24 protein-coding genes and 2 pseudogenes are annotated in these 24,851 nt (G+C 64.4%); 14 read left to right on the top strand and 12 right to left on the bottom strand.

Annotated features, from left to right (window positions below):
- Positions 1-280 precede the first annotated feature (280 nt).
- The 3 genes from BXE_RS34195 to BXE_RS34185 all read right to left on the bottom strand — a co-directional run bounded on the left by BXE_RS34195 (position 281) and on the right by BXE_RS34185 (position 3,176).
- Positions 281-958 carry a hypothetical protein gene (locus BXE_RS34195; protein WP_011492694.1) on the bottom strand — a complete coding sequence of 226 codons (678 nt, stop codon included), beginning with the start codon at positions 956-958 and terminating at the stop codon, positions 281-283.
- A 332-nt stretch (positions 959-1,290) separates the two neighbouring features.
- On the bottom strand, positions 1,291-1,923 hold the full coding sequence (locus tag BXE_RS34190; protein ID WP_011492693.1) for a Vgb family protein: 633 nt from the start codon (positions 1,921-1,923) through the stop codon (positions 1,291-1,293).
- A gap of 32 nt (positions 1,924-1,955) precedes the next feature.
- Positions 1,956-3,176 carry a hypothetical protein gene (locus BXE_RS34185; RefSeq protein WP_011492692.1) on the bottom strand — a complete coding sequence of 407 codons (1,221 nt, stop codon included), beginning with the start codon at positions 3,174-3,176 and terminating at the stop codon, positions 1,956-1,958.
- 107 nt (positions 3,177-3,283) lie between these two features.
- Here BXE_RS34185 and BXE_RS34180 point away from each other — a divergent pair, with 107 nt between their 5' ends.
- The 5 genes from BXE_RS34180 to BXE_RS34160 all read left to right on the top strand — a co-directional run bounded on the left by BXE_RS34180 (position 3,284) and on the right by BXE_RS34160 (position 7,745).
- Positions 3,284-4,051 (top strand): DUF899 domain-containing protein, encoded by a 768-nt coding sequence (locus BXE_RS34180; RefSeq protein ID WP_011492691.1) that lies wholly within the window; start codon positions 3,284-3,286, stop codon positions 4,049-4,051.
- Positions 4,052-4,268: 217 nt separating this feature from the next.
- The gene (locus BXE_RS34175; RefSeq protein WP_011492690.1) at positions 4,269-5,327 is read left to right on the top strand and encodes a porin; all 1,059 of its coding nucleotides are present in this window, start codon (positions 4,269-4,271) and stop codon (positions 5,325-5,327) included.
- Between the two features lie 183 nt (positions 5,328-5,510).
- The gene (locus tag BXE_RS34170; protein ID WP_011492689.1) at positions 5,511-6,404 is read left to right on the top strand and encodes an SDR family oxidoreductase; all 894 of its coding nucleotides are present in this window, start codon (positions 5,511-5,513) and stop codon (positions 6,402-6,404) included.
- 99 nt (positions 6,405-6,503) lie between these two features.
- The gene (gene cynS / locus BXE_RS34165) at positions 6,504-6,947 is read left to right on the top strand and encodes a cyanase (protein ID WP_011492688.1); all 444 of its coding nucleotides are present in this window, start codon (positions 6,504-6,506) and stop codon (positions 6,945-6,947) included.
- Between the two features lie 90 nt (positions 6,948-7,037).
- On the top strand, positions 7,038-7,745 hold the full coding sequence (locus BXE_RS34160; RefSeq protein ID WP_011492687.1) for a dienelactone hydrolase family protein: 708 nt from the start codon (positions 7,038-7,040) through the stop codon (positions 7,743-7,745).
- A gap of 49 nt (positions 7,746-7,794) precedes the next feature.
- On the opposite strand, the gene BXE_RS34155 is transcribed toward BXE_RS34160, so the two are convergent.
- Together BXE_RS34155 and BXE_RS34150 are read right to left on the bottom strand one after the other, a co-directional pair.
- A complete protein-coding gene (locus tag BXE_RS34155) occupies positions 7,795-8,541 on the bottom strand; it encodes an SDR family NAD(P)-dependent oxidoreductase (protein ID WP_011492686.1) in 747 nt (248 codons plus the stop codon).
- A gap of 54 nt (positions 8,542-8,595) precedes the next feature.
- A complete protein-coding gene (locus BXE_RS34150) occupies positions 8,596-9,492 on the bottom strand; it encodes an alpha/beta fold hydrolase (RefSeq protein ID WP_011492685.1) in 897 nt (298 codons plus the stop codon).
- Positions 9,493-9,696: 204 nt separating this feature from the next.
- On the opposite strand from BXE_RS34150, the gene BXE_RS34145 reads away from it, so the two are divergent.
- From BXE_RS34145 to BXE_RS34135, 3 genes are all read left to right on the top strand, one after another.
- Positions 9,697-10,599: a LysR substrate-binding domain-containing protein gene (locus BXE_RS34145; RefSeq protein WP_011492684.1), complete on the top strand. Its 903-nt coding sequence runs from the start codon at positions 9,697-9,699 to the stop codon at positions 10,597-10,599.
- A 22-nt stretch (positions 10,600-10,621) separates the two neighbouring features.
- Positions 10,622-12,208, top strand: a complete 1,587-nt coding sequence (locus tag BXE_RS34140; protein WP_011492683.1) for an alpha/beta hydrolase family protein — start codon at positions 10,622-10,624, stop codon at positions 12,206-12,208.
- Between the two features lie 293 nt (positions 12,209-12,501).
- Positions 12,502-13,743 carry a Zn-dependent hydrolase gene (locus BXE_RS34135; RefSeq protein ID WP_011492681.1) on the top strand — a complete coding sequence of 414 codons (1,242 nt, stop codon included), beginning with the start codon at positions 12,502-12,504 and terminating at the stop codon, positions 13,741-13,743.
- A 116-nt stretch (positions 13,744-13,859) separates the two neighbouring features.
- Here the strand turns inward: BXE_RS34135 and BXE_RS34130 are convergent, their stop codons facing one another.
- Positions 13,860-14,165 carry a hypothetical protein gene (locus BXE_RS34130; RefSeq protein WP_011492680.1) on the bottom strand — a complete coding sequence of 102 codons (306 nt, stop codon included), beginning with the start codon at positions 14,163-14,165 and terminating at the stop codon, positions 13,860-13,862.
- Between the two features lie 119 nt (positions 14,166-14,284).
- Entirely contained in the window at positions 14,285-14,917 is a 633-nt protein-coding gene (locus tag BXE_RS34125; RefSeq protein WP_011492679.1) for a methylated-DNA--[protein]-cysteine S-methyltransferase, read from the bottom strand.
- 290 nt (positions 14,918-15,207) lie between these two features.
- Here BXE_RS34125 and BXE_RS34120 point away from each other — a divergent pair, with 290 nt between their 5' ends.
- Both BXE_RS34120 and BXE_RS34115 read left to right on the top strand, forming a co-directional pair.
- A complete protein-coding gene (locus tag BXE_RS34120; protein WP_011492678.1) occupies positions 15,208-16,545 on the top strand; it encodes a leucine-rich repeat-containing protein kinase family protein in 1,338 nt (445 codons plus the stop codon).
- 53 nt (positions 16,546-16,598) lie between these two features.
- Positions 16,599-17,594: a substrate-binding domain-containing protein gene (locus tag BXE_RS34115; RefSeq protein ID WP_011492677.1), complete on the top strand. Its 996-nt coding sequence runs from the start codon at positions 16,599-16,601 to the stop codon at positions 17,592-17,594.
- A 70-nt stretch (positions 17,595-17,664) separates the two neighbouring features.
- Here the strand turns inward: BXE_RS34115 and BXE_RS34110 are convergent, their stop codons facing one another.
- Positions 17,665-18,096 carry a PRC-barrel domain-containing protein gene (locus BXE_RS34110; RefSeq protein ID WP_011492676.1) on the bottom strand — a complete coding sequence of 144 codons (432 nt, stop codon included), beginning with the start codon at positions 18,094-18,096 and terminating at the stop codon, positions 17,665-17,667.
- A gap of 364 nt (positions 18,097-18,460) precedes the next feature.
- Between BXE_RS34110 and BXE_RS34105 the strand changes: the two genes are divergently transcribed.
- Both BXE_RS34105 and BXE_RS34100 read left to right on the top strand, forming a co-directional pair.
- A complete protein-coding gene (locus tag BXE_RS34105; RefSeq protein ID WP_011492675.1) occupies positions 18,461-19,633 on the top strand; it encodes a glycosyltransferase family 9 protein in 1,173 nt (390 codons plus the stop codon).
- Between the two features lie 27 nt (positions 19,634-19,660).
- Complete coding sequence (locus BXE_RS34100; RefSeq protein WP_011492674.1) at positions 19,661-20,065, top strand: ester cyclase; 405 nt, start codon at positions 19,661-19,663, stop codon at positions 20,063-20,065.
- A gap of 89 nt (positions 20,066-20,154) precedes the next feature.
- Here the strand turns inward: BXE_RS34100 and msrA are convergent, their stop codons facing one another.
- The gene (msrA, locus tag BXE_RS34095; RefSeq protein WP_007178168.1) at positions 20,155-20,661 is read right to left on the bottom strand and encodes a peptide-methionine (S)-S-oxide reductase MsrA; all 507 of its coding nucleotides are present in this window, start codon (positions 20,659-20,661) and stop codon (positions 20,155-20,157) included.
- Positions 20,662-20,858: 197 nt separating this feature from the next.
- On the opposite strand from msrA, the gene BXE_RS34090 reads away from it, so the two are divergent.
- Complete coding sequence (locus BXE_RS34090; protein ID WP_011492673.1) at positions 20,859-21,998, top strand: FUSC family protein; 1,140 nt, start codon at positions 20,859-20,861, stop codon at positions 21,996-21,998.
- A gap of 196 nt (positions 21,999-22,194) precedes the next feature.
- Here BXE_RS34090 and BXE_RS34085 read toward each other — a convergent pair.
- Positions 22,195-22,851: pseudogene (locus BXE_RS34085) on the bottom strand (DUF3734 domain-containing protein); the annotation flags it as partial.
- 284 nt (positions 22,852-23,135) lie between these two features.
- Between BXE_RS34085 and BXE_RS34080 the strand changes: the two are divergent.
- Positions 23,136-23,642 (top strand): annotated as a pseudogene (locus BXE_RS34080) (efflux RND transporter periplasmic adaptor subunit); the annotation flags it as partial.
- A gap of 196 nt (positions 23,643-23,838) precedes the next feature.
- Here BXE_RS34080 and BXE_RS34075 read toward each other — a convergent pair.
- Positions 23,839-24,222, bottom strand: coding sequence for a hypothetical protein (locus BXE_RS34075; RefSeq protein WP_011492672.1), 384 nt, complete (start codon positions 24,220-24,222; stop codon positions 23,839-23,841).
- Positions 24,223-24,303: 81 nt separating this feature from the next.
- A complete protein-coding gene (locus BXE_RS34070) occupies positions 24,304-24,747 on the bottom strand; it encodes a hypothetical protein (protein ID WP_011492671.1) in 444 nt (147 codons plus the stop codon).
- Between the last annotated feature and the right edge of the window lie 104 nt (positions 24,748-24,851).

Raw genomic sequence — 24,851 nt, 5'->3', positions numbered from 1 at the left:
TTGCGAAAGGGCAGGGCAGTGGCAGTCGGATTCACGGATCTGGGAGAGAAGGCTTTTCAGGGTCGGCGCCGCGCGGCTGGCGCGGACCAGGGTCCTGACAACGGATGTCCTCTAGTTGTCTGACCTCTTGCGGGAATTATACGGGTTTCCCCTTATTCGAAACTATTCGCGCAAATTGTCGGCCGAAAAAAATGCCTTGCGCAGCGGCACGGCATGGCGGGTGAAGCGAGGCGCAGGCGAGCGGTTGCAGGGGCGCGCCGCTCAGCGTTGCTGCGTCGAGTCAGTGGTTATTCCACCACTCGGTTGCCTTCTGCTTGTCCCAGGCAGGCAGCACTTCACGTTCGATCGACGCATTGGTCAGTGCCGGGAAGTCTTTCCTGAACGCCGTCACGTCGTCGTCGAACTGGTCGGTCACGCTAATGTCCCACGTCCCGCCGCTGAAACCCGTGGCCGCCTGATCGATCAACGGAATGAGCGGTCCCGCGCGCAGTTCGCCGTCTTTACGTTCGACAACCGTAGCGTCGATATGGCCGAGATACACAATCGAATTCGGCTTGATTTCGACCACTTCGTGAAGCGGCGTGAAGAACATGCCGTGGAAAGGGAATATACCGCTTTGGCCGGTAATGCCGCGCATCACATATTTACCCGGCGCCAATGGCAGGCGAATGAAATAGTGATTACCCGTGTCGCTCGTGCTGGTGGCCTGATCGTCGAATTTGAAATTCAAGCGGTCTTCTCGCGAGTCTGCCGAACCGCGCTCCATGTTCACGACGATAGGACTCGGCTGATAACTGGTGTGATATGCGTTCTTGAGTGTCACCGTCATTAGCGCGTACGAGTTTTTCGTCGTGTCGACCGAACCCGTCGACGTGGTGGGCGACATGTTGGAAACCGTCGCACAGCCTGAAGTCAATAACGTGCCGGCAATGGCAAAGATTGCGATGCTTTTTTTCATTACGGATTGAAGGGAATGTGGTTTGTACTTGAGCCAGATTAGAGTTATTTATGCGGCGTGATTGATGTGGCACTCGGCGCATGCCGGGTAAACGGCGGAGGAGAAAAAAACTTTAGCGTCCGTTTGAACCTGTTGCAAGACTTGCCGGGACGCGAGCGGAAACCAGGCTGATGGTGGCGCCAATCATTGCCGGGGCGCGGAATCACCCCGGAATCACCCCGGAACCACCCCGGAATCACCCCGGAATCACCCCGGAACCACCCCGGAACCACCCCGGAACCACCCCGGAACCACCCCGGAACCACCCCGGAATCGGCCCGCACCCCGCAACCTCACTTGGGACGTCGCACGGCTCGCACCTTGCCGCTGCTTCCGCCGCCGCAAAAGAAGCGATCGCCGCCGTCGGATTCGAGTCCCGACACGCTGACGCCAGGCGGCATTTCAAGCCGCTCCTGAACTTCGCCGGTGCGCGGATCGAGTCGCCGCAAATCACTTTCGTCGCTCTCCCACGTGCCGTGCCAGAGCTCACCGTCGACCCAGGTGACGCCGGTCACGAAGCGGTTGGACTCGATCGTGCGCAGAATCGCGCCCGTCTGCGGATCGACCTGATGGATCTTGCGCTCCCGATACTGTCCGACCCAGAGCGTCCCTTCGGCCCAGGCGAGGCCCGAGTCGCCTCCGCCGCCCGGTGCGGGAATCGTGGCGAGTACGCGGCCGCTTTCGGGATCGATCTTCTGGATACGGTCTTCTGCGATCTGGAACAGGTGCTGGCCGTCGAAGGCCGTTCCCGCATGCGCGGCGACCTCGATCGAGCGGAGCGCCTTGCCGCTCTGCGGGTCGAACGCGTTCAACGTGTCTCCCGCCGCGAACCAGACATGCTGGCCGTCGTACGTTACGCCATGCACTTTTTCGACGCCCGGAAAAGGACCGTATTCGTCGATGATTTCGGCGGCTGATTGTTTCATGTTCGTTCCCTCCTGTTTTTCGTGTTGCCATCCTAATCAATCGGCAACGGCGCGGGGAGTAACAAGGTCGTCGTGAATCCGGGCATGGGCGGGGTCATCCAGCGACGCGCCCGCCCCCGGCCCAGCGACTGCACCTTGCCTTGCGCCGCGAGCGTATCGAGGTTCCGCTGCACGGTGCGCTGGCTCGCGCCAAGCGCAAGCGCGAGGGCCGAGCTCGACCACGACTCGCCGTCGGCGAGCAACGCGAGCACGGGCGCATGTCTGTCCTCGACCGGCCGCGCCAGCACCACCACCTGCTGCGCGTGTTGCGGCACGAGCATGAACCCGCGCCGCGTCGCGCTCACGCCGGCCACGGTGCGAAGCACCGAACGCAACCGCCCGAGTTCGACCCGCAGGCGCGCGCGGTGCGATTCATCGGCAGCCCTGGCCCGGAAGGCTCGCGCGACGAGCACGTCTCTCGGCACGTCATGCGGCCATGCTTCGGCCAGCACGCGGGCGAGCACGAACAACACCGGGCGGCTGGCGAGCGGGATTACCGTGCCCGCGCCGCGTATCACGTGACGGCATGCGTCGACGATCAATGCGTTCGATGCCAGTAACGTTTCCACCTCGTCGAGCAATAGCGGACGTTCGTCGCCACCCGCGAGCAGTCGCGCCGCGGGCGCGTTCAGAACGAGTGCGGCGTTCTCGACTTCCGCTATCAGTGCAGGAATGCCCGCGAGACGTGCCGCGCGTCCGGCCCGTTCGAGCGCGGCGCGTGCTGCGCGGGTCTGCAGGCGGCGCAGCGCGACGCCGGCCACCACCAGTTCATGCGCGGTCCTCAGGGGCGGCGGGAACGGTGTGGGATCGAGCCCGGCGAGCCCACGTTCTGCCTCGTCGAGGCGTCCGATCAGCAGCAGGCGCCGGACCGCGAGATAGCGCGCATGCGCGGCGTTGAGCCGGTCGCCGTGCGCTTCGAGCGTGGCGCGAGCGCTTTCCAGCGCTTTCGTCGGCCAGTTCAGATCGCGTGAGACGAGCGCGATCTCGGCCTCGGCGACGACACATCTCGCGCGCGCCACCGCCTCCCTTGCGCCGAACGCGCGTGCGGCGCTTCGCACGAGCGCCTTCGCCCGAACCAGATCGCCGAGCTGCGCCATCGCGATGCCGCGCAGCGCGAGCGCGGGCGCGTCGTTGCGCAAGGCGACCCGGTTCAGCGCGCCGAGCGGATCGCCCGCTGCGAGCGCGCGCGCCGCCGCCGTTACCAGCGAGTCCATGATCTACGCGAATCCCGCCACACTTGTCACTCCCGTGGTTCGAAGCCCGAGGCTAATCTAGCACGACCACCCCGCAGCACTTCGCATGGCGAACCAAGGAGAGAAGCATGGCGACGAAACACACCATCGGCACACGGCAAGCATGGCTTGCAGCGCGGCTCGAATTGCTCGAAGCCGAAAAGGCGCTGACGCGGCAGAGCGACGAACTGGCCCGGCAGCGGCAGGCTCTGCCCTGGGTCCGGATCGACAAGCCGTACCGATTCGAGACCGATGAAGGAAGCGTCTCGCTGGTCGGCCTCTTTGGAGGACGCTCGCAGCTGCTCGTCTATCACTTCATGTTCGGCCCCGACTACACGGCGGGATGTCCGTCGTGTTCGGCGGTTGCGGATGGGTTCGACGGCTCGGTCGTCCACCTGGCGAATCATGACGTCACGCTGACGGCGGTATCGCGCGCGCCGCTGGCAAAGCTGCAGGCCTACAAGCGGCGAATGGGATGGACGTTTCCGTGGGCCTCTTCGGCTGGCAGCGACTTCAACTTCGACGTCAACGTGTCGTTCACCGAGCAGCAGCAGCGCGAAGGAAGCGTCGAATACAACTACCAGCGCGGCGGCCATGCAATGGATGCCGAACCGGCTCCGGCGCCCGTCGTCGAATTCGCGAACGCCTGCGGAACGGACGCGCCGACGTATTCACTCGACAGGCCCGGCATGAGCGCATTCGTGCTCGAAGACGGTGTGGTGTACCACACGTATTCCACTTACGGGCGCGGCGTGGATGGGCTATGGAGCATGTACCAATGGCTCGACCGCGCGCCCAAAGGACGCAACGAAACAGGTGTCTGGTGGCGCCGCCATGACGAGTATGGGAAGCACTGACGCGCGTCGCATAGCCGCGCTGTCCGCTCAAGAGAACGAAGCCAAAAATTGCAATCCGGCTCAGGTCTGTTATGTTCGAAGCCGGACCCGCGAGCGGCCTGTCTGAACATGGCCGGTTATCGTTCCGGAAACACGCGTTGGATGTCACTCTGGAGGACTTCATCTGGTCGGTGCCACGAGATCTTCATTCAACGAGCCGCCACGAAAGTGCGCTGCGGTGGCACAGGTTGCCACCTGGCGTCGTCGTCTGGTCTGGTGCGTCGGCGGCGCGGCGCTGCTATGTTGCGCGCCGAGCCTCGCGGCACAGAGCGCGAGCACGGGCACGGGCTCCGTCACGCTATACGGCGTGCTGGACACCAGCCTCGAAATCACCGATCCCGGCTCCGGGTGGACACCGCGTCTGGACTCGGGTGCCTATCGCGGTTCGCGGATCGGCTTGCGCGGCAGCGAGCCGCTCGGCGCCGGCACCGATCTGGTGTTCACGCTGGAAAACGGCTTCAGTTCGACCGACGGCTCGCTTCAGAGTCCCGGTCTTCTGTTCAACCGCCAGGCGTGGGTGGGCGCCAGGGGCGCATGGGGCGAGATGCGTTTCGGCCGGCAATACTCGCCTATCTACATCCCGTTCAAGGGCGATCTCGACGCGTTCGGCGCCGGCACGATTGCGTCCGGACTCAACAACCTGTCGAAGATCACGCCTTACGCCAGTAACGCGATCACGTATCTTTCGCCGGTCGTCGGCGGGTTCAGCGGCACCGTCATGATGGCCACGCGCGATCCGGCCGAGAGCGACGGCAACGGCATCGACGGCTACTACGTTACCGCTTCGTATCAGATCGACGAGCTCAGGCTGCTATACGCGCGGCAGCAGACTCACGGCGCGGGCGCACTGCGCGCCAATCTCGGCGGCGCGACGTACGCGGTGAATAAAGTGCGCGTGTGGCTCGCCTTCTTCAATGGCGATGGCGGCATGCCGCTCTATCATGGCGCGGGCGGCGCGCTCTCGGCGCAATACAGCTTTTCTTCGGCCACGCGCGCGTCGGTGGGCTATGCGCACGTGCGCGACTTCACCGGCGCAGGCGCGAGCGCGGATCAGTTCAGCCTGGCATTCGAACACAACTTTTCTGCCACCTTGCTGTTCTATTTCAGCGCAGCCTATCTGTCGAATCACGATGGCGCCGGCTTCACCCTGCGCGGCGTCAACGTGACCGGGCTGCCGGTCGCCTATCCGGGCGCGCCGGTTGCGGGCGTGCAGTTCGGCGTGGTCGAGCGATTCTAGCGGCGCAGCGGACTGTGCCGCCCATTGCTGCGATTGCGACGGAATGCGTGGGGCCGATTGCCGGTCTTGTCCGCCGCCGCTCATCGCTATCCTGTTAGTGCGTATACCCCTAAAACCTCACGGCTTCATCCCAAGGGGGAATCGGCCGATAGTCGACCTTCGCTTTCAACTGGAGGGTTTGTCATGCGCGTCTTTGTTACTGGAGCGTCGGGATTCGTCGGCTCCGCCGTGGTTGCCGAACTCATAGCCGCCGGGCACACCGTGCTCGGCCTCGCGCGCTCGGAAGCCTCGGCCGGGTCGCTTGCCGAAGCCGGAGCGGAGGTCCACTACGGTTCGCTCGAGGATACGGGTAGCCTCAAGGCAGGAGCCGCCGCGGCGGACGGCGTCATTCACACGGCCTTCAATCACGACTTCTCCCGATTCGTGGAGAACTGCGAGCTGGACCGGCGCGCCATCGAAGCGCTCGGCGCCGCGCTCGCCGGCTCTGAGCGTCCGCTGCTGGTTACGTCCGGGGTCGCGCTGCTGGCGCCGGGCCGCCTCGCGACCGAGGACGATGCGCCGGTGGCGGACGCGTCCGCCTATCCGCGTGTGTCCGAAGCAACCGCGCTGTCGCTGGCGGTGCGTGGGGTGCGTGCGTCGGTGGTGCGCTTGCCGCCTTCGGTTCATGGCGACGGCGATCACGGTTTCGTGCCGCATCTGATCGGCGTGGCGCGAGAAAAGGGCGTTTCGGCCTACGTCGGCGAGGGCCAGAACCGCTGGCCCGCCGTACACCGGTTCGACGCCGCCCGCGTCTACCGGCTTGCGCTCGAACGTGGCGCCGCCGGCAGCCGGTATCACGCGATCGCCGAAGAAGGCGTGCCGTTCCAGCAGATCGCCAGTGTGATCGGCCGACGCCTGAACGTGCCCGTTGTCACGCAGTCCGTCGAACAGGCGGCCGGCCACTTCGGCTGGTTCGCGCTGTTCGCCGGGATCGATGCCCCGACTTCCAGCGTGCAGACGCGGGCGCTGCTGAACTGGGAGCCGGAACAGCCGGGACTGATTGCCGACCTCGACCGGCCGCGTTATTTCCAGACCTGAAGTCCGCCATGTCGAGGCGAGCGCGCTTATTTCGTCTTGAGTACCATCGCTCGACCGCTCTCATGCGCGTATCGCCCGACTTCTATGGAGGACTGCATCATGGATCGCAACGACGTCACGAAGAAAATCATCGCCGCGAAAGTCAGAAGCAAGCTGAGCTGGGGTGAGATCGCCACGAAAATCGGCCGGAGCAAGGAATGGACGACCGCGGCGATGCTCGGCCAGATGACGCTCGATGCAAAGCAGGCCGCCGTCGCGCGTGAACTGTTCGACCTGACCGACGAGGAAACCGCCTGGCTGCAAATCGTCCCATACAAGGGCTCGCTGCCGGGAGCGGTCCCAACCGATCCGCTGATCTATCGCTGGTACGAGATCGTGAGCGTATACGGCACGACGATCAAGGAGCTGATCCACGAGGAGTTCGGCGACGGCATCATGAGCGCGATCGATTTTTCGATGGATATCGAGCGTGAGCCGAACCCGAACGGCGACCGCGTCAAGGTGGTGCTCAGCGGCAAATTCCTGCCCTACAAATCATACTGATCGCACCCATCGGCTGACCTGGCACCGAGTCTGCAGAACCACCCGCAGTGGGGCTATGCTAGCGGCTTCGTCTACTTCGAGGAGCAACCGATGAAACAGTCAGCAGGTTCGATGATCACGTTCAGCCGCCCGGACGGCCAGCAGATCCAGGGCTATCTGGCCACGCCGCAGAAGCTGGAAGGTGCGCCCGGCATTGTCGTGATCCAGGAGTGGTGGGGCGTGAACGAGCAGATTCGCGGCGTGGCGGACCGGCTCGCGCAGGCCGGTTATCTGGCGCTGGTGCCCGATCTGTTTCGCGGCAAGACCACGGTGGAAGAAGCGGAGGCGCACCACCTGCTCGACGGGCTCGATTTCGGCGACGCGGCCACGCAGGATGTGCGCGGCGCCGTCCAGTATCTGAAGCAGCAAACGGCGAAGGTCGGCGTGACGGGCTTTTGCATGGGCGGCGCGCTGACCCTGCTCGCGCTGTGCAATGTGCCCGAAGTGTCGGCCGGCGTGGCCTGGTACGGCTTCCCTCCGCTGGAGTACATCGACGCATCGAAAATCAAGGTGCCGGTGATCGGTCATTGGGCCACGCAAGACGAGTTCTTCGCGGCAGAAACGGTCGATGCGCTGGAAAGCAAACTGAAGGACGCGAATGTCGATGTCGAGTTTTACCGCTATCTCGCGCACCACGGCTTCGCCAACGAAGAGGCCGTCGGCCCGGGCCGGATCGCGAGAACGCAGTTCGATCCGGTGTGGTCGCAACGGGCGTGGGATCGCACGCTGACGTTTTTCGGCCGCACTTTGTGGAAGTAGGCGGCGAGCCCGGCAACGGGCTCGCCTCGCCGGGTTCGCCTCGCAGGGTTCAGAGCTTCGACCCACCGTCGACATGCAAGGTCTCGCCGGTAATCCAGCGTGCGGCGTCCGAGGCGAGAAAGGCCACGGCGCCGCCAATATCATCCGGCTGCGCCACGCGCTTGAGCGCCTGCATGCCGAGCGTCACCTCGCGTCCCGCGTCGGTCTTCGTGAAGTTCGACATGTCCGTTTCAACGACGCCCGGCGCCACCGCATTCACGCGAATGTCACGTTCGCCGAGCGCGGCGGCGAAATGCTTCACGAGCGTATCGACCGCGCCCTTGGTCGCGGCATAGGCCGGCAGCGTGCCGACCGCGGCGCGCGCCGCGAGCGACGAGAGCAGCACCACGCTGCTGCCCTTGCACATCACCGGCAGCAACTGCTGCACGAGGAAGTAGGGTGCGCGCACGTTCACGGCGAACAGATCGTCGAAGTCTTCCACGGTCGTGTCCTCGATGCTGGCCGCCTTCGAAATCCCGGCGTTCGCCACCAGAATATCCAGCCGGTGGCCGATCACCGCGCGCACCTGCGCGGCCAGCTTGTGCGGGCCGTCGGCCTCGCGCAGATTCGCCGCGACTTTCTGCGCATTGCCGCCGGCCGCGCGAATTTCCGCGACCACGGCATCCGCTTCCTTCTCGCCACTGCTGTAGTGAACCAGCACCTGTGCGCCGGCCTCGGCGAGCGCGAGTGCGCTGGCGCGGCCGATGCCGCGTGAAGCGCCCGTGACGAGCGCGGTCTTGCCTGTGAGGTTGTTCATGGTGAAACTCCGTCGAGTTGAGATGAGTGTCGTGTGACTGCGGGCGTGGTGTATTCAGGCCGCCGCGTCGCTATCGGACAAAAACTGCGCGACGTGTGCGACGAATCGCTCCGGGTACTGATATAGCGAGCCGTGGTTCGCATCCGGATAGATGATGAGTTGCGCGTTCGGCAGGTTCTGCTGAAGGATCCACGAGTTGATCGAGTAGATGATCACGTCGTTGTCGCCGTTGACGACCAGCGTCGGCTGCCGGAGATCCTTCAGGTAGTCGAACGGGTTTTCGCGCGCAGCGCCCCACCTGGCGAGCGCGGCGAGTTGCGCCGGCGCGACCTTCTCGTTGGCTTCGGGATCGCGTCCTTCGCTGCGCAGGCGGAAGCGCTGCAGGAATCGGCGGCCGGCGGCCTGGCTCGCGTCCGACGGTGAAAAATGCACGCGCAGCCACAGATGATCCGGCTGCGCATACGTGGCGCTGAAAATGTCCTGCGCTTCGGGCGTGAGCGAAGCCATTGCTTCGCCGCCGCGCGGGCCGGTGCCGACCAGAATCAGACGGCGTACCAATACCGGCTCGGCGAGCGCCAGCGTTTGCGCGACGAGGCCGCCCATCGAAAAGCCCAATACGTCGACTTGCGGCAGACCGAGCGCCTTGATGAATGCGGCGGCGTTGGCGGCCATTTCTTCGATCGATTCCGGCACTTCGCCTGATGAACTGGAGATACCGGCGTTGTTGAAGAGGATCACTTCCCGATCCTGCGCGAGACCGTCGGTCACGGCCGGATCCCAATGGTCCATCGTGCCGGTGAAATGGATGTTGAACACGAGCGGCACGCCTCCCGTCTTGCCGAAGCGGCGATACGCGAAGCGGATGCCGTTCGCTTCGACATATCGGGTGGGGGCGGTCTGGTGCGTGTGGCGTGTCGCGGCGGCGTCGTTCGAAGCAACTGGCTGGGTCATTTTCGGTTCCTCGGCGATATAGATGAAAGGCATGGAGCGGGAGGCGGGCGTCAGTCCGGGGCTCCCCGGTTTGTCTTGCGCGTTGCTGCCTGATGGGTAATGTAGTGGGGGCTTGTGCAAAGGAAAAAGACTTTGTAGGCTGACGGGCATGCCTGTCAGGCATGCCGCGCCGGATAAGACGCAAACGGAATTCAAAGAGGATCTATGGAGCTTCGCCATTTGCGGTACTTCGTGGCCGTCGCCGAAACGGGCAGCCTGACGGTGGCGGCGGAACGGCGCCTGCACACGTCGCAGCCGTCGCTGAGCCGCCAGATTCGCGACCTGGAGGACGAAGTCGGCGCGGAGTTGTTCAACCGCAGCGCGCGTGGCGTCGAGTTGACGGCGGCGGGCAAGGCGTTTCTCGACCATGCGCGGCTCGCGCTCTCGCAGGTCGACGCCGCCATTGAAGCCGCGCGCCGTGCCGCGCGACCCTCAAAACAGGTTTTCGCGCTGGGGTTTCTGACCGGCCAGGAAATGACGTGGCTGCCGCGCGCGATGCAGGTGCTGCGCGAGGAACTGCCGAACATCGACGTCACGGTGTCGAGCCACTATTCGCCGGACCTTGCCGATGCGCTCGCGCGCGGCAAACTCGACCTTGCGTTTCTGCGTGCCGAACCCGGGTTCGATCTGGACTATCAGGTGGTGAGCAGCGAGAAGCTGATCGTGCTCATGCCGAGCGACCATCGCCTGACCGGGCGAAGCGCGATCCGCCCGGAAGATTTCGCCGGCGAGACTTTCATCATGGCGTCGAACAAGGCGCGCGTGCTGCACGACGTGATCCAGCGCTATCTGGACGACAACGGCATAGCGGTCACGCCCGGCCACGGCGTCGACAACCTGGCTATGGCGATGTCGCTCGTCGCGTCCACTCGGGGGCTCGCATTGATGCCGGAGTACGCGAACAACCTGCTGCCGTGGTCGGTGGTCAGCCGGCCGCTCGAAGGCGAGACGCCGACCATCGACCTCGTGATCGGCTATAGCAGGTCGAATACGTCGCCGGTGCTGAAGCTGTTTCTTTCGAGGGCAGAAGAGTTGCTGGCGCACGCGAAGGCCAACCGCTCGTCCTGATACCAACAAGCTGGAGCGTCACATGTCTGTAGCAATGCGAAACGCGGCCCTCGGGTTGCTGGCATGCATCACGTTGAACACGAGTGCCGCCGCGCAGGGCGGCTCCGGTTGTCACGAAGCGTGCAAGGCACGCGGCCAGCTTATCGAACGCCACGTCACGCTCATGCTGAGCGCGTCGGAATTTTCGACCTTGCTGGCGTCGAGCGCGGGCGGCCGGCAACTCGCGCGGATTGCCGGCGCGCCCACGTGCGGTATCGAGATCGTGAGCTTTCGCTACCGGACCATCGGCGGCGCGGGCGAGTCCACGAACGCGAGCGGCGCATTGATGATTCCGTCGGGGCCTTCGGCGGCATGTAGTGAAGCGCGTCCGCTGATGCTCTACGCGCACGGCACCACCGCGTACCGCAACTACAACCTCGCCGATATCACGCGAACGGATCCCGGCAACGGCGACGGCGCCGGGGAAGGCCTGAGCGTGGCCGCCATGTATGCGGCGCAGGGCTATATCGTCGTGGCGACCAACTATGCGGGCTATGCCGGCTCCGATTTGCCGTACCACCCGTATCTGAACGCCGACCAGCAATCGGCCGATATGGTCGACTCGCTGCAGGCGGCGCGCCTCGCGCTCGCCGAGGTGAAGCCGGACAGTGGAGCACACGAGAACGGCAAGCTATTCGTCACCGGCTATTCGCAGGGCGGCTTCGTTGCCCTGGCGACGCATCGCGCGTTGCAGGCGGCAGGCGTGAAAGTAACCGCGTCCGCGCCGGGTTCCGGTCCGTATGCGCTTGCCGCTATTGCCGACGCGCTCATCGAAGGCCAGGTCAACCTGGGTTCGACGCTCTTCGCGACGCTGATCGTGACGAGTTACCAGCGTGCTTATGGGGATATCTATCGTCGGGCCGGCGACTTCTTCGACGCCGCTTACGCATCTGGAATAGAGACGTTGCTGCCGGGCGCGCAGCCGCTCAACAAGTTGATCGCCGCAGGCAAACTGCCGTCGACGCAACTTTTTGACAGCACGCCGCCCGCGCCGCAGTTCGCCTCGATGACGCCACCCGCTATGCCGTCGTTGACGCCGCCGGTATTGACGCCGCTGTTCGCGGCGGGGTTCGGCAAGGCCAATCTCGTGCGCAATGCCTATCGCCTGACTCTTCTGGAAGACGCCGCCGCCAATCCCGACGGTGCATTTCCCCACGCGACGGCAGCGATGGAGCCGGCACCGAGTCCGCTGCATCCGTTGCGTCAGGCGTTCAGGCGCAACGACTTGCGCAACTGGTTGCCGCGTGCGCCGGTTCTTTTGTGCGGCGGCGAGGCTGATCCCACGGTGTTCTTTTTCAATGCGCGTATCGAGCAGGCGTACTGGCAGAACGCTCATGTGCCCGCAGGGCTTACGTCGGTGCTGGATGTGGATTCTGCCGTTGCCGGGCCTGGCGATCCGTACGCGCCCATCAAGCGCGGTTTCGCGAGCGCGAAGGCCGAGGTTGCGAGTCAGGCCGTGGCCGGCGGCGCGGCCGATGGCGGCGTGTCAGCGGTACTGCGGGCCTATCATGGCCAACTGGTCGCGTCGTCCTGCATGGTGGCGGCGCGGGCTTTCTTCGCCAGATTCTGAGTGTGCGTGTCAGGCCGACATCGCTGCCGCGACGCGAGGTCAGTGAAGTTTCAAGCGCCTGCGGCTATCATGCGCAGACAACGCAGCCGCCGGCGAAAACATTGACGACCGGATCCATGACGAGAGACGTGGCGCCCACGGCAGGCCTCTCTCAGCGCTTTAGTACGTACCACGAAGCGCCGCGTGCGAAGTTGGCCGCTTGTGGAATGTCACCAGGCCATGTGCGGACGCTGACCCGCCGCGCAATCACGCCCGCTAGCTAGCGTGAACCCACAATCAAAGGAGATGAACACGTGGTGAAGATCGATCCGGACCGGTTGCTAACCGATCTCAAACGGCTGCGCAGTTTCGGCGCCACGGGTCCGGGCGTCGTCCGGCTGGCGCTTTCGCCGGTTGATCTGGCGTCGCGCGAATGGCTGGCCGGCCGTATGGGGGAAGCGGGGCTCGACGCCGTTATCGACGGCGTGGGAGCCGTGTTCGGGCGCTCGCGCAAAAGCGGACCGGCGCTCGTGATCGGCTCCCATACCGACACGCAGCCGACCGGCGGCTGGCTCGACGGCGCGATGGGCGTGATCTACGGCCTGGAGATTGCACGGGCACTGGCGGAGCATGAGGCGACGAGCCATCTCGCGGTGGACGTGGCGTCGTGGATCGATGAAGAGGGCACGTTTTCCGGCCTGCTCGGTAGTCGCAGTTTTGTCGGCGATAGCGTGGACGAGTCGATCCGCGACGCCACGAACCGTCAAGGGCAACGGCTCGCGGACGTACTCGAAGCGGCGGGACTTGCCGGGCGGCCGCGTGTGCGTTTCGAGCCGGGCCGGCATGTCGCGTATCTCGAACCGCATATCGAGCAGGGCGGCCGGCTGGAGGCCGCTGGGAAGTCCATTGGTGTGGTCACCACCATCGTCGGGCTGCGCGAGTTGCGGTTGCGCTTCACGGGCCAGCGCAACCATGCCGGCACGACGCCCATGACGATCCGGCGCGACGCCGGTGCGGCGCTGGTGGCTTTTATCCCGAGAATGAACGAAGCGTTCGCGCGGCTCGCGGATGCCGATACCGTCTGGACGGTAGGCCGCATCGACCTCGACCCTGGCTCGCTCAGCGTGGTGCCGGGCGCGGCGGATATGTACCTGCAATTCCGCGATGCGAACGCCGCGCGTTTGCAGGCGATGCAGGACGCGCTCGCCGATCTGGTGCGCGATTTCAATGCACAAGGCCCGGTCAGCGTCGAACTGACGACGATCGACGAGCCGATGCAACCGGTGACCATGCACGCCGCGCTCGCGGACCATCTGGCGCGCGCCGCCGATGCGGTGGCGCCCGGCCAATGGATTCGCATGCCGAGCGGCGCCGCGCACGACGCGCAGGTTATTGCCCGCTGCATGCCGGCCTGCATGATGTTCGTGCCGAGCATTGGCGGCGTGAGCCACGATTTCATCGAAGATACGGCCGAGGCGCATATCGCCCTGGGCTGCCAGGTCGCGGCCACGGCAGCGGCGGCGATGCTTCAGGAAGAGTGGGCAAAACGATCATGACGAGCCTGAACCTGCTCGGCTGCTCGTAGCCCGATGGTGTTTTCGTAATGACATCGCCATCGGCGGCGTAAGCCGCGAACCGCAAGCCGCGAGCCGCAAGCCGCCGACGGCAACCCCTATTTCCATTTCGCGCCGAGTTTATCCAGCCCGGCTTTCATCAGGTCTTCCGGCAACATCGCAATGCGCACTTCGCAATCGGCGTTGAATTTCAGAAACCAAGGCTCCGCGAGAGCGGGAATCGACGATGCGCTGTCGATATCCACGACGAGCACTGCTCCGCGTCTTCCGTTCTGTTCGGTGAAGTAGACAGCCTCCGGTTTGATCTCTTCCAGTATCTGCCCGACCACCTGGCCGGCCGTGCCATCGCGTACCAAAGCGTTGAACGGTTCGTTCGGGATTCGTATGTTGAGAAGCATGCGCATGTCATCCTCCTGTTGACGCCCAAGGGGCTTCTTAAGGATAGGTGCTTTATGCGCACGTCAACGTGGCCTGTTACGAAGCGTTCAACATCACGCGGTGACGGCGGGCCGCGTGCGACCGCTCAGGTTCCGAACAGCGAACTTTGCGTGCCGCGCCTCGGCGCATGGCGTGCGGGTTTCGTCTGAGCTTCGGGCCTGGCTTGAGCTTCGACCTTCGCCTTGCCTTCTTCGGCAAACATGTCGGTCTGCCGGTCGGCTTGCGCTTCGAGCGACGTCTGCCCAGCCTCCAGCGACAGCAAAAACATCTTGTTCGCCAGGCCTCCGGCAAAGCCGGTCAAGTCGCCGGATGCGCCGATCACCCGGTGGCACGGCGCCACGATGGAGATCGGATTCCTGCCGTTCGCCGCGCCGGCCGCCCGCACCGCGTTGACGTTGCCGATCTGCACGGCGATTTCCGCGTAGCTGCGCGTCTGGCCGAACGGTATCGTCAACAGCGCGGCCCAGACCTGTTTCTGGAACTCCGTTCCCTGGAAGGCGAGCGGAAGGTCGAACTCGCGCCGCGTACCGGCAAAATACTCGTTCAGCTGCCGTTCGGTGTCGATCAGGACAGGCCGGTCATTTGCTTCGATCAATTCCCCCAGACGCACCCGGTTCGGCTTGTCGTTTTGCCACAGAATGGCGGCGAGGCGCTCGCCGTTCGCAACGAGTTTCAACTGGCCGACGGGCGAATCCATCAGCTTGTAGGCGTATGTCACCTGGCTTGCTCCTGACTGGTTGGCGGCACAGATGCTGCAAGGCGGGTCTGCGAATGCGCGCGGCAAGCGCGCCGATATACGACAGACAGTGTGAGCCTTGTTCGCTCTGAGGGCGCTGCGGATCTTGCTGTCCCGTTCCTCGTGAACGGCCTCCCATCACCGGGCTGCCTTCTTGAAGGGAACGCGGACGATGCGTCACTGTACAACCGTTTTCGCGCGAGGCGCGCGACTCAGTAGAATTGATACCTTCGATACGAAGCGCACCGGCAACCGGACCTCTCTCCACCACTGTGACGACGACACTTGAACAACTACGGGCCGGACAACTCGCGGGCGTGCGCCGCCTCAAACTGGCATGCGGCCTGAGCGAATTTCCACGCGAGATTTTCGATCTGGCCGACACGCTGGAAGTTCTCGACCTGTCGGGCAACGCGCTGTCGACGCTTCCCGACGATTTGCCACGACTGGTCAAGCTGCGCATTCTGTTCGCGTCGGACAATCCGTTCACCGAGTTGCCGGAAGTGCTGGGGCAGTGTCCGCAATTGAGCATGGTGGGCTTCAAGGCGAATCGCATTCGCCGGGTGTCCGGCAAAGCGCTGCCATTGCAACTGCGTTGGCTGATCCTCACCGACAACGAGATCGAAGCGCTGCCCGCCGACATCGGCAACTGTACGCAATTGCAAAAACTGATGCTGGCAGGCAACCGCCTGCGCGCGCTTCCCGAGGAACTTGCGGCCTGCTCGCGGCTCGAATTGCTGCGTCTCGCGGCGAACCGGCTCGGCGGATTGCCCGCGTGGCTGCTGCGTCTGCCGCGGCTCTCCTGGCTGGCGTACGCCGGCAATCCGTTCAGCGAAGCGCTCGAAGCGGCGGCGCTGATCGACGCGCCGACCGCAGCCATTGCGTGGCATGAGTTGAAACTCGAAAGGCAGTTGGGCGAAGGCGCCTCCGGTGTCATCTATCGCGCGGAGCTTGCGGGTCGTCGCGACGCGTCCCGCGCTGTCGCGGTGAAACTGTTCAAGGGCGCGGTCACGAGCGACGGTTTGCCGGACTGCGAGATGGCCGCCTGCATTCGCGCGGGCGATCACTCGAACCTGATCCCGGTGATCGGCAAGGTCAAGGATCATCCGGCGGGCACGCACGGCCTCGTGATGGAGCTGATCGATCCGCAATTCGGAAACCTCGCCGGCCCTCCCAGCCTCGAATCCTGCACGCGCGATATCTACGGCGCCGATACGCGTTTCGATGCGGCTTCCGCGTTGGGCGTTGCGTACGGAATGGCGTCGACGGCGCGTCATCTGCATGAACAGGGCATCATGCATGGCGATCTGTACGCACACAATATTCTGTATGGCGGACAAGGGCGTGCGTTGCTGGGCGATTTCGGCGCGGCCTCCTTCTATGCACCCGAAGACGGGAGCACCGCACTCGCGCTTCAACGTCTCGAAGTAAGGGCATATGGTTGTCTGCTGGAAGAGTTGCTCGAACGATGTGACTGGCCGCACTCGCAGGCGGACGCCGCCGCGCTATTGGTGGAGTTGAAGGACAATTGCCTGAGCGAGACGATCGAAAGCCGGCCGCTATTCGACGAAATCACGGCACGTTTGCTGGCGCTGAAGGGCGAACGGTGATCGGCGAAACGCGGCACGGCCACCTGCCTGCCCTTCCCGGAAGGAGAGATTCAATGACGCAGAAGACGCCCCGAAGGAAGCCCTCCTCGCGGATGCGCCGTCGCGTGTTGTTTGCCGGCGCGCTGGTCGCCGCCGGCATTGGCATTGGCGGCACGGCAGGCGCCGTGCCCGTGCAGGGCGGCAAGCTCAAAATCGCGCTCGTGCTGAAGTCGCAGACCGATCCGTTCACCGTGGCGATGGCGAACGCCGCGCGCGATTACCAGCAGCATTTCGCGTCGCAGTTCGGTTTGACGGTGCGTGCAACGGCCACCGAAAGCGATACCGCTGGCCAGATCCGCATGGTCGAAGAGATGATCAAGGCGAAGATGAACGCGATCGTCATCGCGCCGACTGATTCGAAGGCGTTGACCGCGGTGGTCGCGCGCGGGATCAAGGCGGGCATCGTCATGATCGCCATCGACAACCCGCTCGACGAGGCCGCCCAGGATGCGGCCGGGATTTCCGTGCCGTTCGTCGGGCCGAACAATCGCAAGGGCGCGCAGCAAGTCGGCAGTTATCTGGCGGGGCGACTCAATGCGGGCGATCAGGTGGGCGTCATCGAAGGCAGTCCGGCCGATCGCAATGCACAGCAGCGCACGGAAGGTTGCAGGGACGCGATGAATGCCGCAGGCATCAACATCGTCGCCGTTCAGTCCGGAGAGTGGGAATACGGCAAGGGGCGCGACATTGCCACGAAGATGCTCAACGATCATCCGCAGATACGCGGCCTGCTGTGCGGCAACGACAACATGGCAATGGGCGCGGTGGATGCGATTCGCGACGCGGGCCGAACGGGCGGCGTCTATGTCACCGGCTATAACGATATCGAGGCGATCAAGCCGTTGATCGCCGATGGCCGCGTGCTCGCCACGATCAATCAGTTCCCCGCGCGGCAAGCCATATTCGGTGTGGACGTGGCGTTGAAGGCGGTGATGGAGCAGAAGAAGCAGAGCGAACTGTCGAGGGTGATCGAAACGCCGCTGCAACTGGTTACGGCCGCGGATCGCTGAGTGCAGGTTGTGATGCGGCCGATGCGGGAGCGGGAGAACTCGCTCTCGCATCGTGCCTGTTCACGTCTGGTCAATCCGCCTTGACCTTGCGCGGCCGGGTCGCTTTTTCGAGCTTGTTGTACTCGAACTCCGGCACCGACTTCAGCGCATCTTTCGTTGCGCCGGCAAGGAACAGATTGCCGTCGCGGATCTGGAAGTGATCGACCGGAATCGCCACGTAGTGCTTGCCCATGCCGAGAAAGCCGCCTACCGATACGACGGCATACGTCGCCTTGCGGTCCGGCGCAATGATCACGTCATAGATGCTGCCGATCTTGTCGTTCAGATCGTTGTAGACGGGCTCGTCCACGAGCGCGCGGCGCACGCTCCAGCCCTTCAGCAGCGCGTTGGTTTGCTCGACCGTGCCGCCGAGCGGTTGCAGCCCGGCAATCTGCGCATAGGCGCCTTGTGACGCGCAGATGGCGGCGAGAGCGCTCGCGCAGATCAGTGTTCTTGCTTTCATTGTCGGCTCCTGGTTGTCTATCGAACAGTTAGCTTCGTACCAGGGTACGAGGAAGCACGCGACGTGCCCGGCTCCGGACGGCGGCGGCATTCGTGGCTCACGGTGATAGTCAGTTGCCGCATGCGGCCTGCTGCCGGTATTCGCCGGCCGTGCCGATCGTCAGGCGGCTGAGAGCCGCTGAAGGCGATGCTTCAGTCGGCGGCTCTGTTCGGCCGGCCACAGAATGCGCTGCGGCAACCATGCACAATCGGAGCGAGAGCCGGGCGGCGTCTGCGGTGCGACGGCGCCATGCACGCCCGGGCCGCCTGCCGGCGCGCACCGAAACGCGGCGGTGGTGATAACCCTCTGCCGCATTGGAGAAGCAATGGGTTGGAAAAGCCTGCTGATCGAAACGCCGGTCTGGATAATCGGCCGGTTCCATCGTCCACGGTTCGACCCGCATCGCGACACGCCGCGCGAGATTCTCGTGCTGCGCCCGAACGATTTCGGTGAACTGCTCACCACCACACCGCTCTTCGAAGCGCTGCGCAAGCGCTTTCCAACGACGCGCCTGATTGCGGGCGTGGGTAGCTGGGGGCGTCCGATTCTCGAGAACAATCCTTTCGTCGATGAGATCGTGGAGATCGACGCGCCCTGGAACAACAAACTGGTCGAGGACCGCTCGCACGGCAACGTGCTGCGCTTTCTGTGGAAGTCTCCGCAGGTCGCCGCACTGCGCGCGCGCGGCGGCTTCGACGTCGGTATCGACGTGCTCGGCAGCTACATGGGCGCGCTGCTGATGATGCGCACAGGCGTGCGTTATCGCGTCGGCGTGCGTGGTTATCGCGGCGGCTGGAGTGCGTGCCAGACGTACATCGAATTCGCCGCCCGGCAATGCGGCCGCGCCGCGCTCGCGCAGGGCGAACTGCTCGGCGCGACCGCGCTGCCGGAAGCGCGGCCCCAACTGTTCCTGACCGACGAAGAACGCGCCACGGCCGCGCAAATCTGGAAGGCGGGTGACGTGCCGGGCCGCCGCACGGTGCGGCTGATCGTCGGTGTCGGGGCCGGGGTTCCGAGCAAGGCCTGGGACGCTCGCCAGGTCGGCGCGGCGCTCGCTCAGATCGCGCAGACGCTCGACAAAGCCGGTGACGCCGGCGATTTCGTGATCGTCGGCAGCGCGGCGGATCGCACGCGCGCCGCCGAGGCGATCGCCGCAGCGGGTCCGGGCGTGCCGGTCCGCTCGGTAGCGGGCGAGGTGCCGATGCGCATCACGTTTGCTCTCACCGAACAGGCCGGCGTGGTGCTGACGAATTCGTCGATGCTGATGCACGTCGCGGCCGCGTTTCGCCGGCCGACTGTCGCGGTGATCGGCGGGAGCGTGACGAAACCGGACAGGCACGATGCGATATGGGGCTATCCGCCGCCGTATCGCAGCGTGTCGCCCGAGCGGTGTGTCGAGGGCGAACACGCGCGGAACTGGCCGGGCGTCGAGCGGGTCGTACAAGCGGTTCTGGAGGCCGTCGGTACGCAGCGCGCGCCGGTCGGCGCGAGCGCCTGACGCCGCTTCACCTCATGGGCAATTGCCGTGAACACGATCGAACTCGCCAACCTCTATCGCAGCTACATTGCCTGCCTGAATAAACAGGACTGGGCCGATCTGGGACGGTTCGTCGACGACGACGTGCACTACAACGGTCGGCGCATCGGCCTCTCCGGGTATCGCGAGATGCTGGAGAGGGATTTCCGTGAAATTCCGGACCTTCATTTCAACATTCAATTGTTGATGTCCGATCCGCCTCATATAGGTAGCCGGCTCGGCTTCGCCTGTACGCCAAAGGGGACGTTTCTTGGCCTCCCGGTCAACGGGAAGCGGGTCTCGTTCACGGAGAATGTGTTCTATCAATTCCGGGACGGCAAGATCCAGCAGGTCTGGTCGGTGATCGATAAGGCGGCCATCGAAGCACAGCTCGATTCCAATGGCACGGCTTGAGCCGTGGAATATCGAGCGGTTGACATCGTCTCAGTGGACTTCTGCCTTTGCGCCACGGCCGTGCCCGGCCGTAGCGTGTGGTTTCATCTTCAGCCGCGCTTCGGCAGCTTCCAGTCGGGCCGGACGAAGTGGCACGTGTATCCGTTGGGAATGCGTTCCAGATAGTCCTGATGTTCCGGCTCGGCTTCCCAGAACGGACCCGCGGGAGCGATCTCGGTGACGACCTTGCCGGGCCACAGATCGGATGCTTCGACGTCGGCGACGGTGTTCTCTGCCACGCGCTTCTGTTCGTCGTCGAGATAGAAAATTGCGGAGCGGTAGCTCGTTCCCACGTCGTTGCCCTGGCGGTTCTTCGTGGTCGGGTCGTGGATCTGGAAGAAAAACTCCAGGATCTGGCGATAGCTGATCTGGCGCGGGTCGAACACGACCTCGAGCGCCTCCGCGTGGGTGCCGTGGTTGCGGTATGTGGCGTTGGGCACGTCGCCGCCGGTGTAGCCCACGCGCGTGGACAGCACGCCGGGGTAGCGCCGCAACAGGTCCTGCATGCCCCAGAAGCAGCCGCCGGCCAGGAGGGCGGTTTCGGTTTGCGTCGTCATTTTCTCGATCCTTTTCGTCAGTGGCGCCGCGCCACGCGTTGGTGGTGAGGCCGCCGGTTGTCGGATGTTATTCCACAAGCATGCCAGAGATCGGCCTGGCCGGGTCGCGTAGCGGCGGCCACACCGGTCCGCGCCATTCCTTTCGCCTAGACTACGAGGTACCCCGATGCGACGCGCACAACGCCGAGAAGCGAAAGATGATCCTCGATGACGACGACAGGGAGGCCGGCACCGACGCGCACGATCGCGCGCCGGGCGCTGGCATTCGAGGTGAACCGAACGGCGAGGGCGAGCGCGGCGTCTCCAGATCGGTGACGGCATGGCTCGAACGGATCGACCCCGGCACGCATCGCCGGATCAAGGGTCTGCGGCTCGTCACTGCTTACGGTATCGCCGCCGCGCTCGGGGCTTTGCAGGACATTACGCACGGTCTGCCCGGCGCCACACTGGTCGGTTCGCTGGCCAGCAGCTTCGCACTGTGGGCCAGTGTCTCGGAAGCGCGCGTCTCGCGAGCCGAATCGAGCCGCGACCTCGCTCTCTTATGTGCCGCCGCTGCGTTCGGCGCGGCCATGTTCATCGGATTCGCCCCGCTCCTGCAGACCATCGGCAAGGCGGCTCCCGAACTGACGCTCGTGACGGGAGCCTTTCTCGTCGGCTACCTCAAGCGCTTCGGCATTCTGGGCGCGGGAGCCGGGTCCCAGATATACATTGGCCAGTTGCTGGCCTACGGTGCGCAGCTGACGCCGGTCGATCTGCCGGCGGTTGCGGTCGCGGGATTGATCGCCATGCTCGCGTCGATTGTTCCGCGCCTGCTCAGCGGCCCAGCGGAACGTCCGGCCACGACGATGCTTGCACCCGTCAATGTGCCGGGTCGCTGGAAACTCCCGGCTGAACTCATCATGGGCTTACAGGCGGCGAGCGGCTCGCTGGCCGTGGTCGCCTTGAACGAGGCGGTCGGGCTCAAGGAGTCTGCCTGGGCGATCACGGCGTGCACGTACGTGGTTGCGGGCTCGGCGAGCGGCACGGCGGAACGGGTGCGCCGGCGCATTATCGGCACCTTGATCGGTGTGCCGCTGGGGCTCGTCTGCCTGCCGCTCGTCGAGCACGCGCCGTTGCTCGCCTGGGCCGCTGCGGCAGTGGCGATGATCGTCTACGCGATGGCATTGCCCAATCGCTACGACATCGCCTGCGCGGCGTTTGCCTTTACGTTGATCGTGACGTTGGCGATCGGCGGCGTGCACTCCATTTCGCTTCTTGGCGCGCGCGCCTGGGAGACGCTCCTCGGCGGGGTATTCGGACTGATCGCGGCGAAGTTCATCTTTCCGCTGCGATCCTGATACCGGGACCATCGAGCGAACACCCGCATGCTTACGACCTCAGCCGGTAGTGGCCATATGGCGTCGGCATGCCGGTTCGCAGCACGCCGGCAGGCGCCCTGCTGTCCGGTCGCTGCTATGGACGAACAGTCTTGCGTGCTAGGTACAAATGGATTTCAGCGAGGGCCGGCCGCGTTATGTGCGGCGCTAACGCTGTCTACTTCCGGCTTTCCGCCGATGCCATCCTGAAGACCGAGATGCCCTCCATCGGGTCCAGTGTTTCGCGCCAGGGCGCGAGCTTCAGCAAGCGGGCCGTGTCCTCATAACCGGCGCGCCAGCGCCGCTCGATGCCCGCCGACGAAAAATCGATATCGCGGTTCAGGTCGTCGTTATCGAATGCCGGTGCGTCGAGTTCCAGCACTTGCATCGTCGTGCCGCAACCCCAGTCGAGGAGTTCCCGCACCGCCGGCGCATTGCGTTGTTCTTCGGGCAGATGCTGGCCGAGCTCGCGAATCACGTGACGAAGGCGGTGAATCTGCTTCTGTCGATCGAGATGGCTTTCCGCGCGGCTCGAATACTGAATGTCGCGTTGCCGGCTCATCACCTGCAGGATCGATTCGGGCTCCGGACCGCTGGAGGGCCACAACTGCACCGAAAAAATCACCGAGTCGCGCCGTGGCCGGTCGTCGAGTACGGCTTCGAGCGGCGTGTTCGAATAGATGCCACCGTCCCAGTACGATTCGGCTTCCAGTCGCACCGCCGGGAAGCCGGGCGGAAAAGCGGCGGGGGCCATTACGTGCTCGACGTCCAGCGGCGCGTCGCGATTGGTGAAGTACCGCATGCGTCCACTGCGGACATTGACTGTGCCCACCGTTTTGTGTAGTTAACGCGGTTGGTTAAAACGCGTGGTCACGCGCCGCGAGTGACCGGCTATCGGCACCACTCTCCACGTTCTTCGTCTTGCCCGAGCGGCAGGCGAACTGATCGGCAAGCGAACCTGCCTTCGAGAGCGCGCCTATTGCGGACGCGAAGCTGACGCGTCAGCGCAGTTTCAATAGCGTTGACAAGTGGTCCCGGAGTTCAAGGTTTCCGGAGCAGCCCAATTGCGTCTCGACGCCCGCGCCACACGGCCGCGGAGATTTGCCGACGGAGATCAGGATGACAGAACGGTCGCACGTCCTTGCCGCTTGCCTCGTACTGACAGCCTTCGCGACGCTAGCCGGGTGCCATGAAAAGCAGGCGCCCGAAGCCATGCGAGCACCGGTCAATGTCGACGTGGTCGACATTGCGTTGCGCGATGTGCCGGTCGTGTTCGACTACGTCGGCCAGACAGAAAGCTCGCAGCAGGTCGAGATACGCGCGCGCGTCAATGGTTTCCTGGAGAAGCGCGTCTATCAGGAAGGCTCGATGGTCCATCAAGGCGACGTGATGTTCGTGATGGATCGCAAACCTTTCGAAGCAAGTCTGGACGCCGCGCGTGCAGAGTTCGCCCAGCAGAAGGCCCGCCTCGATACCGCGCAGGCGAATCTCAACCGGGTGCGTCCGCTCGTCGCGAAGAACGCGCTGAGCCAGAAAGACCTCGACGATTCGATTGGCCAGCAGGAAGCTGCCGCCGCCGCGCTCGAACAGACACGCGCGAACGTCACGAGCGCGAACCTGAATCTCGATGCCGAGCGCAGTCTGTTCGCCGCGCAACTCCAGCAGTCGCAGTTGCAGGATCTGGAACTCGCGCAGATCGTCGCGCTATACAAGGCGCTCGGCTATGGCTGGAGCGTCGACACGGCTTCGCAGGCGCCGGCCGCCGGGTGATCCGTCCGCCTGAACATCCTGTTTTCCGGACCTCAGGCGTTACCGTGATCCCCTACGCCTTCGGCAGAGTCGATTTCCTGCCGCGATTGCGCGGCTTCGGTTCGACTCCCACGCGCGGGTCGCGTGCGAGCACCAGCGCCGTCAGTTTTTCGGCGACGGTTTCGAACGCCGGATCGTCTTGCGGTACGTAAAGCCATTTGCCGAGCACCGGATGCGGCCGCAAAGCAGGCATTTCAGCGATGAGCGCGGCGTGCCGGTCCTGCGATGTGCACACTAGCAGGCCGTTCCAGGGCGCGTCGCGATCGGCGGCAACCAGGCACAGGAGGCCGTCGATATAAGCGGCGTCGCTGCCGAACATGCGCTTGCTGAAGTAGGTCGAATCGCGCTCGAACGCGTCGAAGATCCAGACGAGCGAGTTGCGGACAGACGAGGGCATCGGCGCGAAATTCCAGGCGACATGATCGAAGAGAAGCGAAAAGCATAGCACCGTGGCACCGCGGCGCCGGGGCGCGCAGCGTCAACGCGTGCAGACCACCGCCGTCAGCAGCAACGGAATGACCATGTGCACCGTGGCGGTGCTGCCGGCGGCGCGCACGCGCTTCTCGACCGACTCGCTCGGCGCGGACAGCACGGCGCCGTACAGCGGGCCGGCGAGCGCCTGGCCGCGGCCTTTCTTGAACATCTCGTCGTCCGGTTCGTAGCCGAGCACGGCATAAACGCGAAAGCCAAACGCGGTGATGTCGCTGCCGTGCACGGGTCGAAACGCGTTGACCGAATTCGTGTCGATCCGCATGGGATTGGCTTCGATGTACTTGTCGTCGATGAGTTGCCCGATGAACTCGTGGGGATGCGCCTGGCAGTCGAATTGCGCGTCGAGCGCATACGCGTGCGACGTCAGCGGGTAGACGCCGATGCTTGACGCGAATAGGGCAGCAACTGCTCTGAGAGGACCGGATGCCATGACTAGCGTGCCTGAATTGCGGGCGTCGACAGGCTGGACGCGCGTTAGTCATCAGTTTCTCACGTCCTCGCCGTTAGCGTACGTGCGTCAGCGAACCATGCCGC

Source organism: Paraburkholderia xenovorans LB400 (assembly GCF_000013645.1).
Classification (GTDB): domain Bacteria; phylum Pseudomonadota; class Gammaproteobacteria; order Burkholderiales; family Burkholderiaceae; genus Paraburkholderia; species Paraburkholderia xenovorans.
Note: the sequence above shows the minus strand (reverse complement) of the source record. Positions and strands in the feature narration are given on the sequence as shown.

Bases quoted from the DNA above. Each gene is read 5' to 3' on its own strand.
- BXE_RS34105 (WP_011492675.1), top strand. From the start codon at position 18,461: ATGGGTTGGAAAAGCCTGCTGATCGAAACGCCGGTCTGGATAATCGGC.
- BXE_RS34150 (WP_011492685.1), bottom strand. From the start codon at position 9,492: ATGACCCAGCCAGTTGCTTCGAACGACGCCGCCGCGACACGCCACACG.
- BXE_RS34195 (WP_011492694.1), bottom strand. From the start codon at position 958: ATGAAAAAAAGCATCGCAATCTTTGCCATTGCCGGCACGTTATTGACT.
- BXE_RS34110 (WP_011492676.1), bottom strand. From the start codon at position 18,096: ATGAAAGCAAGAACACTGATCTGCGCGAGCGCTCTCGCCGCCATCTGC.
- BXE_RS34130 (WP_011492680.1), bottom strand. From the start codon at position 14,165: ATGCGCATGCTTCTCAACATACGAATCCCGAACGAACCGTTCAACGCT.
- BXE_RS34090 (WP_011492673.1), top strand. From the start codon at position 20,859: ATGATCCTCGATGACGACGACAGGGAGGCCGGCACCGACGCGCACGAT.
- BXE_RS34170 (WP_011492689.1), top strand. From the start codon at position 5,511: ATGCGCGTCTTTGTTACTGGAGCGTCGGGATTCGTCGGCTCCGCCGTG.
- BXE_RS34075 (WP_011492672.1), bottom strand. From the start codon at position 24,222: ATGCCCTCGTCTGTCCGCAACTCGCTCGTCTGGATCTTCGACGCGTTC.
- BXE_RS34140 (WP_011492683.1), top strand. From the start codon at position 10,622: ATGTCTGTAGCAATGCGAAACGCGGCCCTCGGGTTGCTGGCATGCATC.
- BXE_RS34190 (WP_011492693.1), bottom strand. From the start codon at position 1,923: ATGAAACAATCAGCCGCCGAAATCATCGACGAATACGGTCCTTTTCCG.
- BXE_RS34180 (WP_011492691.1), top strand. From the start codon at position 3,284: ATGGCGACGAAACACACCATCGGCACACGGCAAGCATGGCTTGCAGCG.
- BXE_RS34160 (WP_011492687.1), top strand. From the start codon at position 7,038: ATGAAACAGTCAGCAGGTTCGATGATCACGTTCAGCCGCCCGGACGGC.
- BXE_RS34155 (WP_011492686.1), bottom strand. From the start codon at position 8,541: ATGAACAACCTCACAGGCAAGACCGCGCTCGTCACGGGCGCTTCACGC.
- BXE_RS34185 (WP_011492692.1), bottom strand. From the start codon at position 3,176: ATGGACTCGCTGGTAACGGCGGCGGCGCGCGCGCTCGCAGCGGGCGAT.
- BXE_RS34145 (WP_011492684.1), top strand. From the start codon at position 9,697: ATGGAGCTTCGCCATTTGCGGTACTTCGTGGCCGTCGCCGAAACGGGC.
- BXE_RS34115 (WP_011492677.1), top strand. From the start codon at position 16,599: ATGACGCAGAAGACGCCCCGAAGGAAGCCCTCCTCGCGGATGCGCCGT.
- cynS (WP_011492688.1), top strand. From the start codon at position 6,504: ATGGATCGCAACGACGTCACGAAGAAAATCATCGCCGCGAAAGTCAGA.
- BXE_RS34070 (WP_011492671.1), bottom strand. From the start codon at position 24,747: ATGGCATCCGGTCCTCTCAGAGCAGTTGCTGCCCTATTCGCGTCAAGC.
- msrA (WP_007178168.1), bottom strand. From the start codon at position 20,661: ATGACGACGCAAACCGAAACCGCCCTCCTGGCCGGCGGCTGCTTCTGG.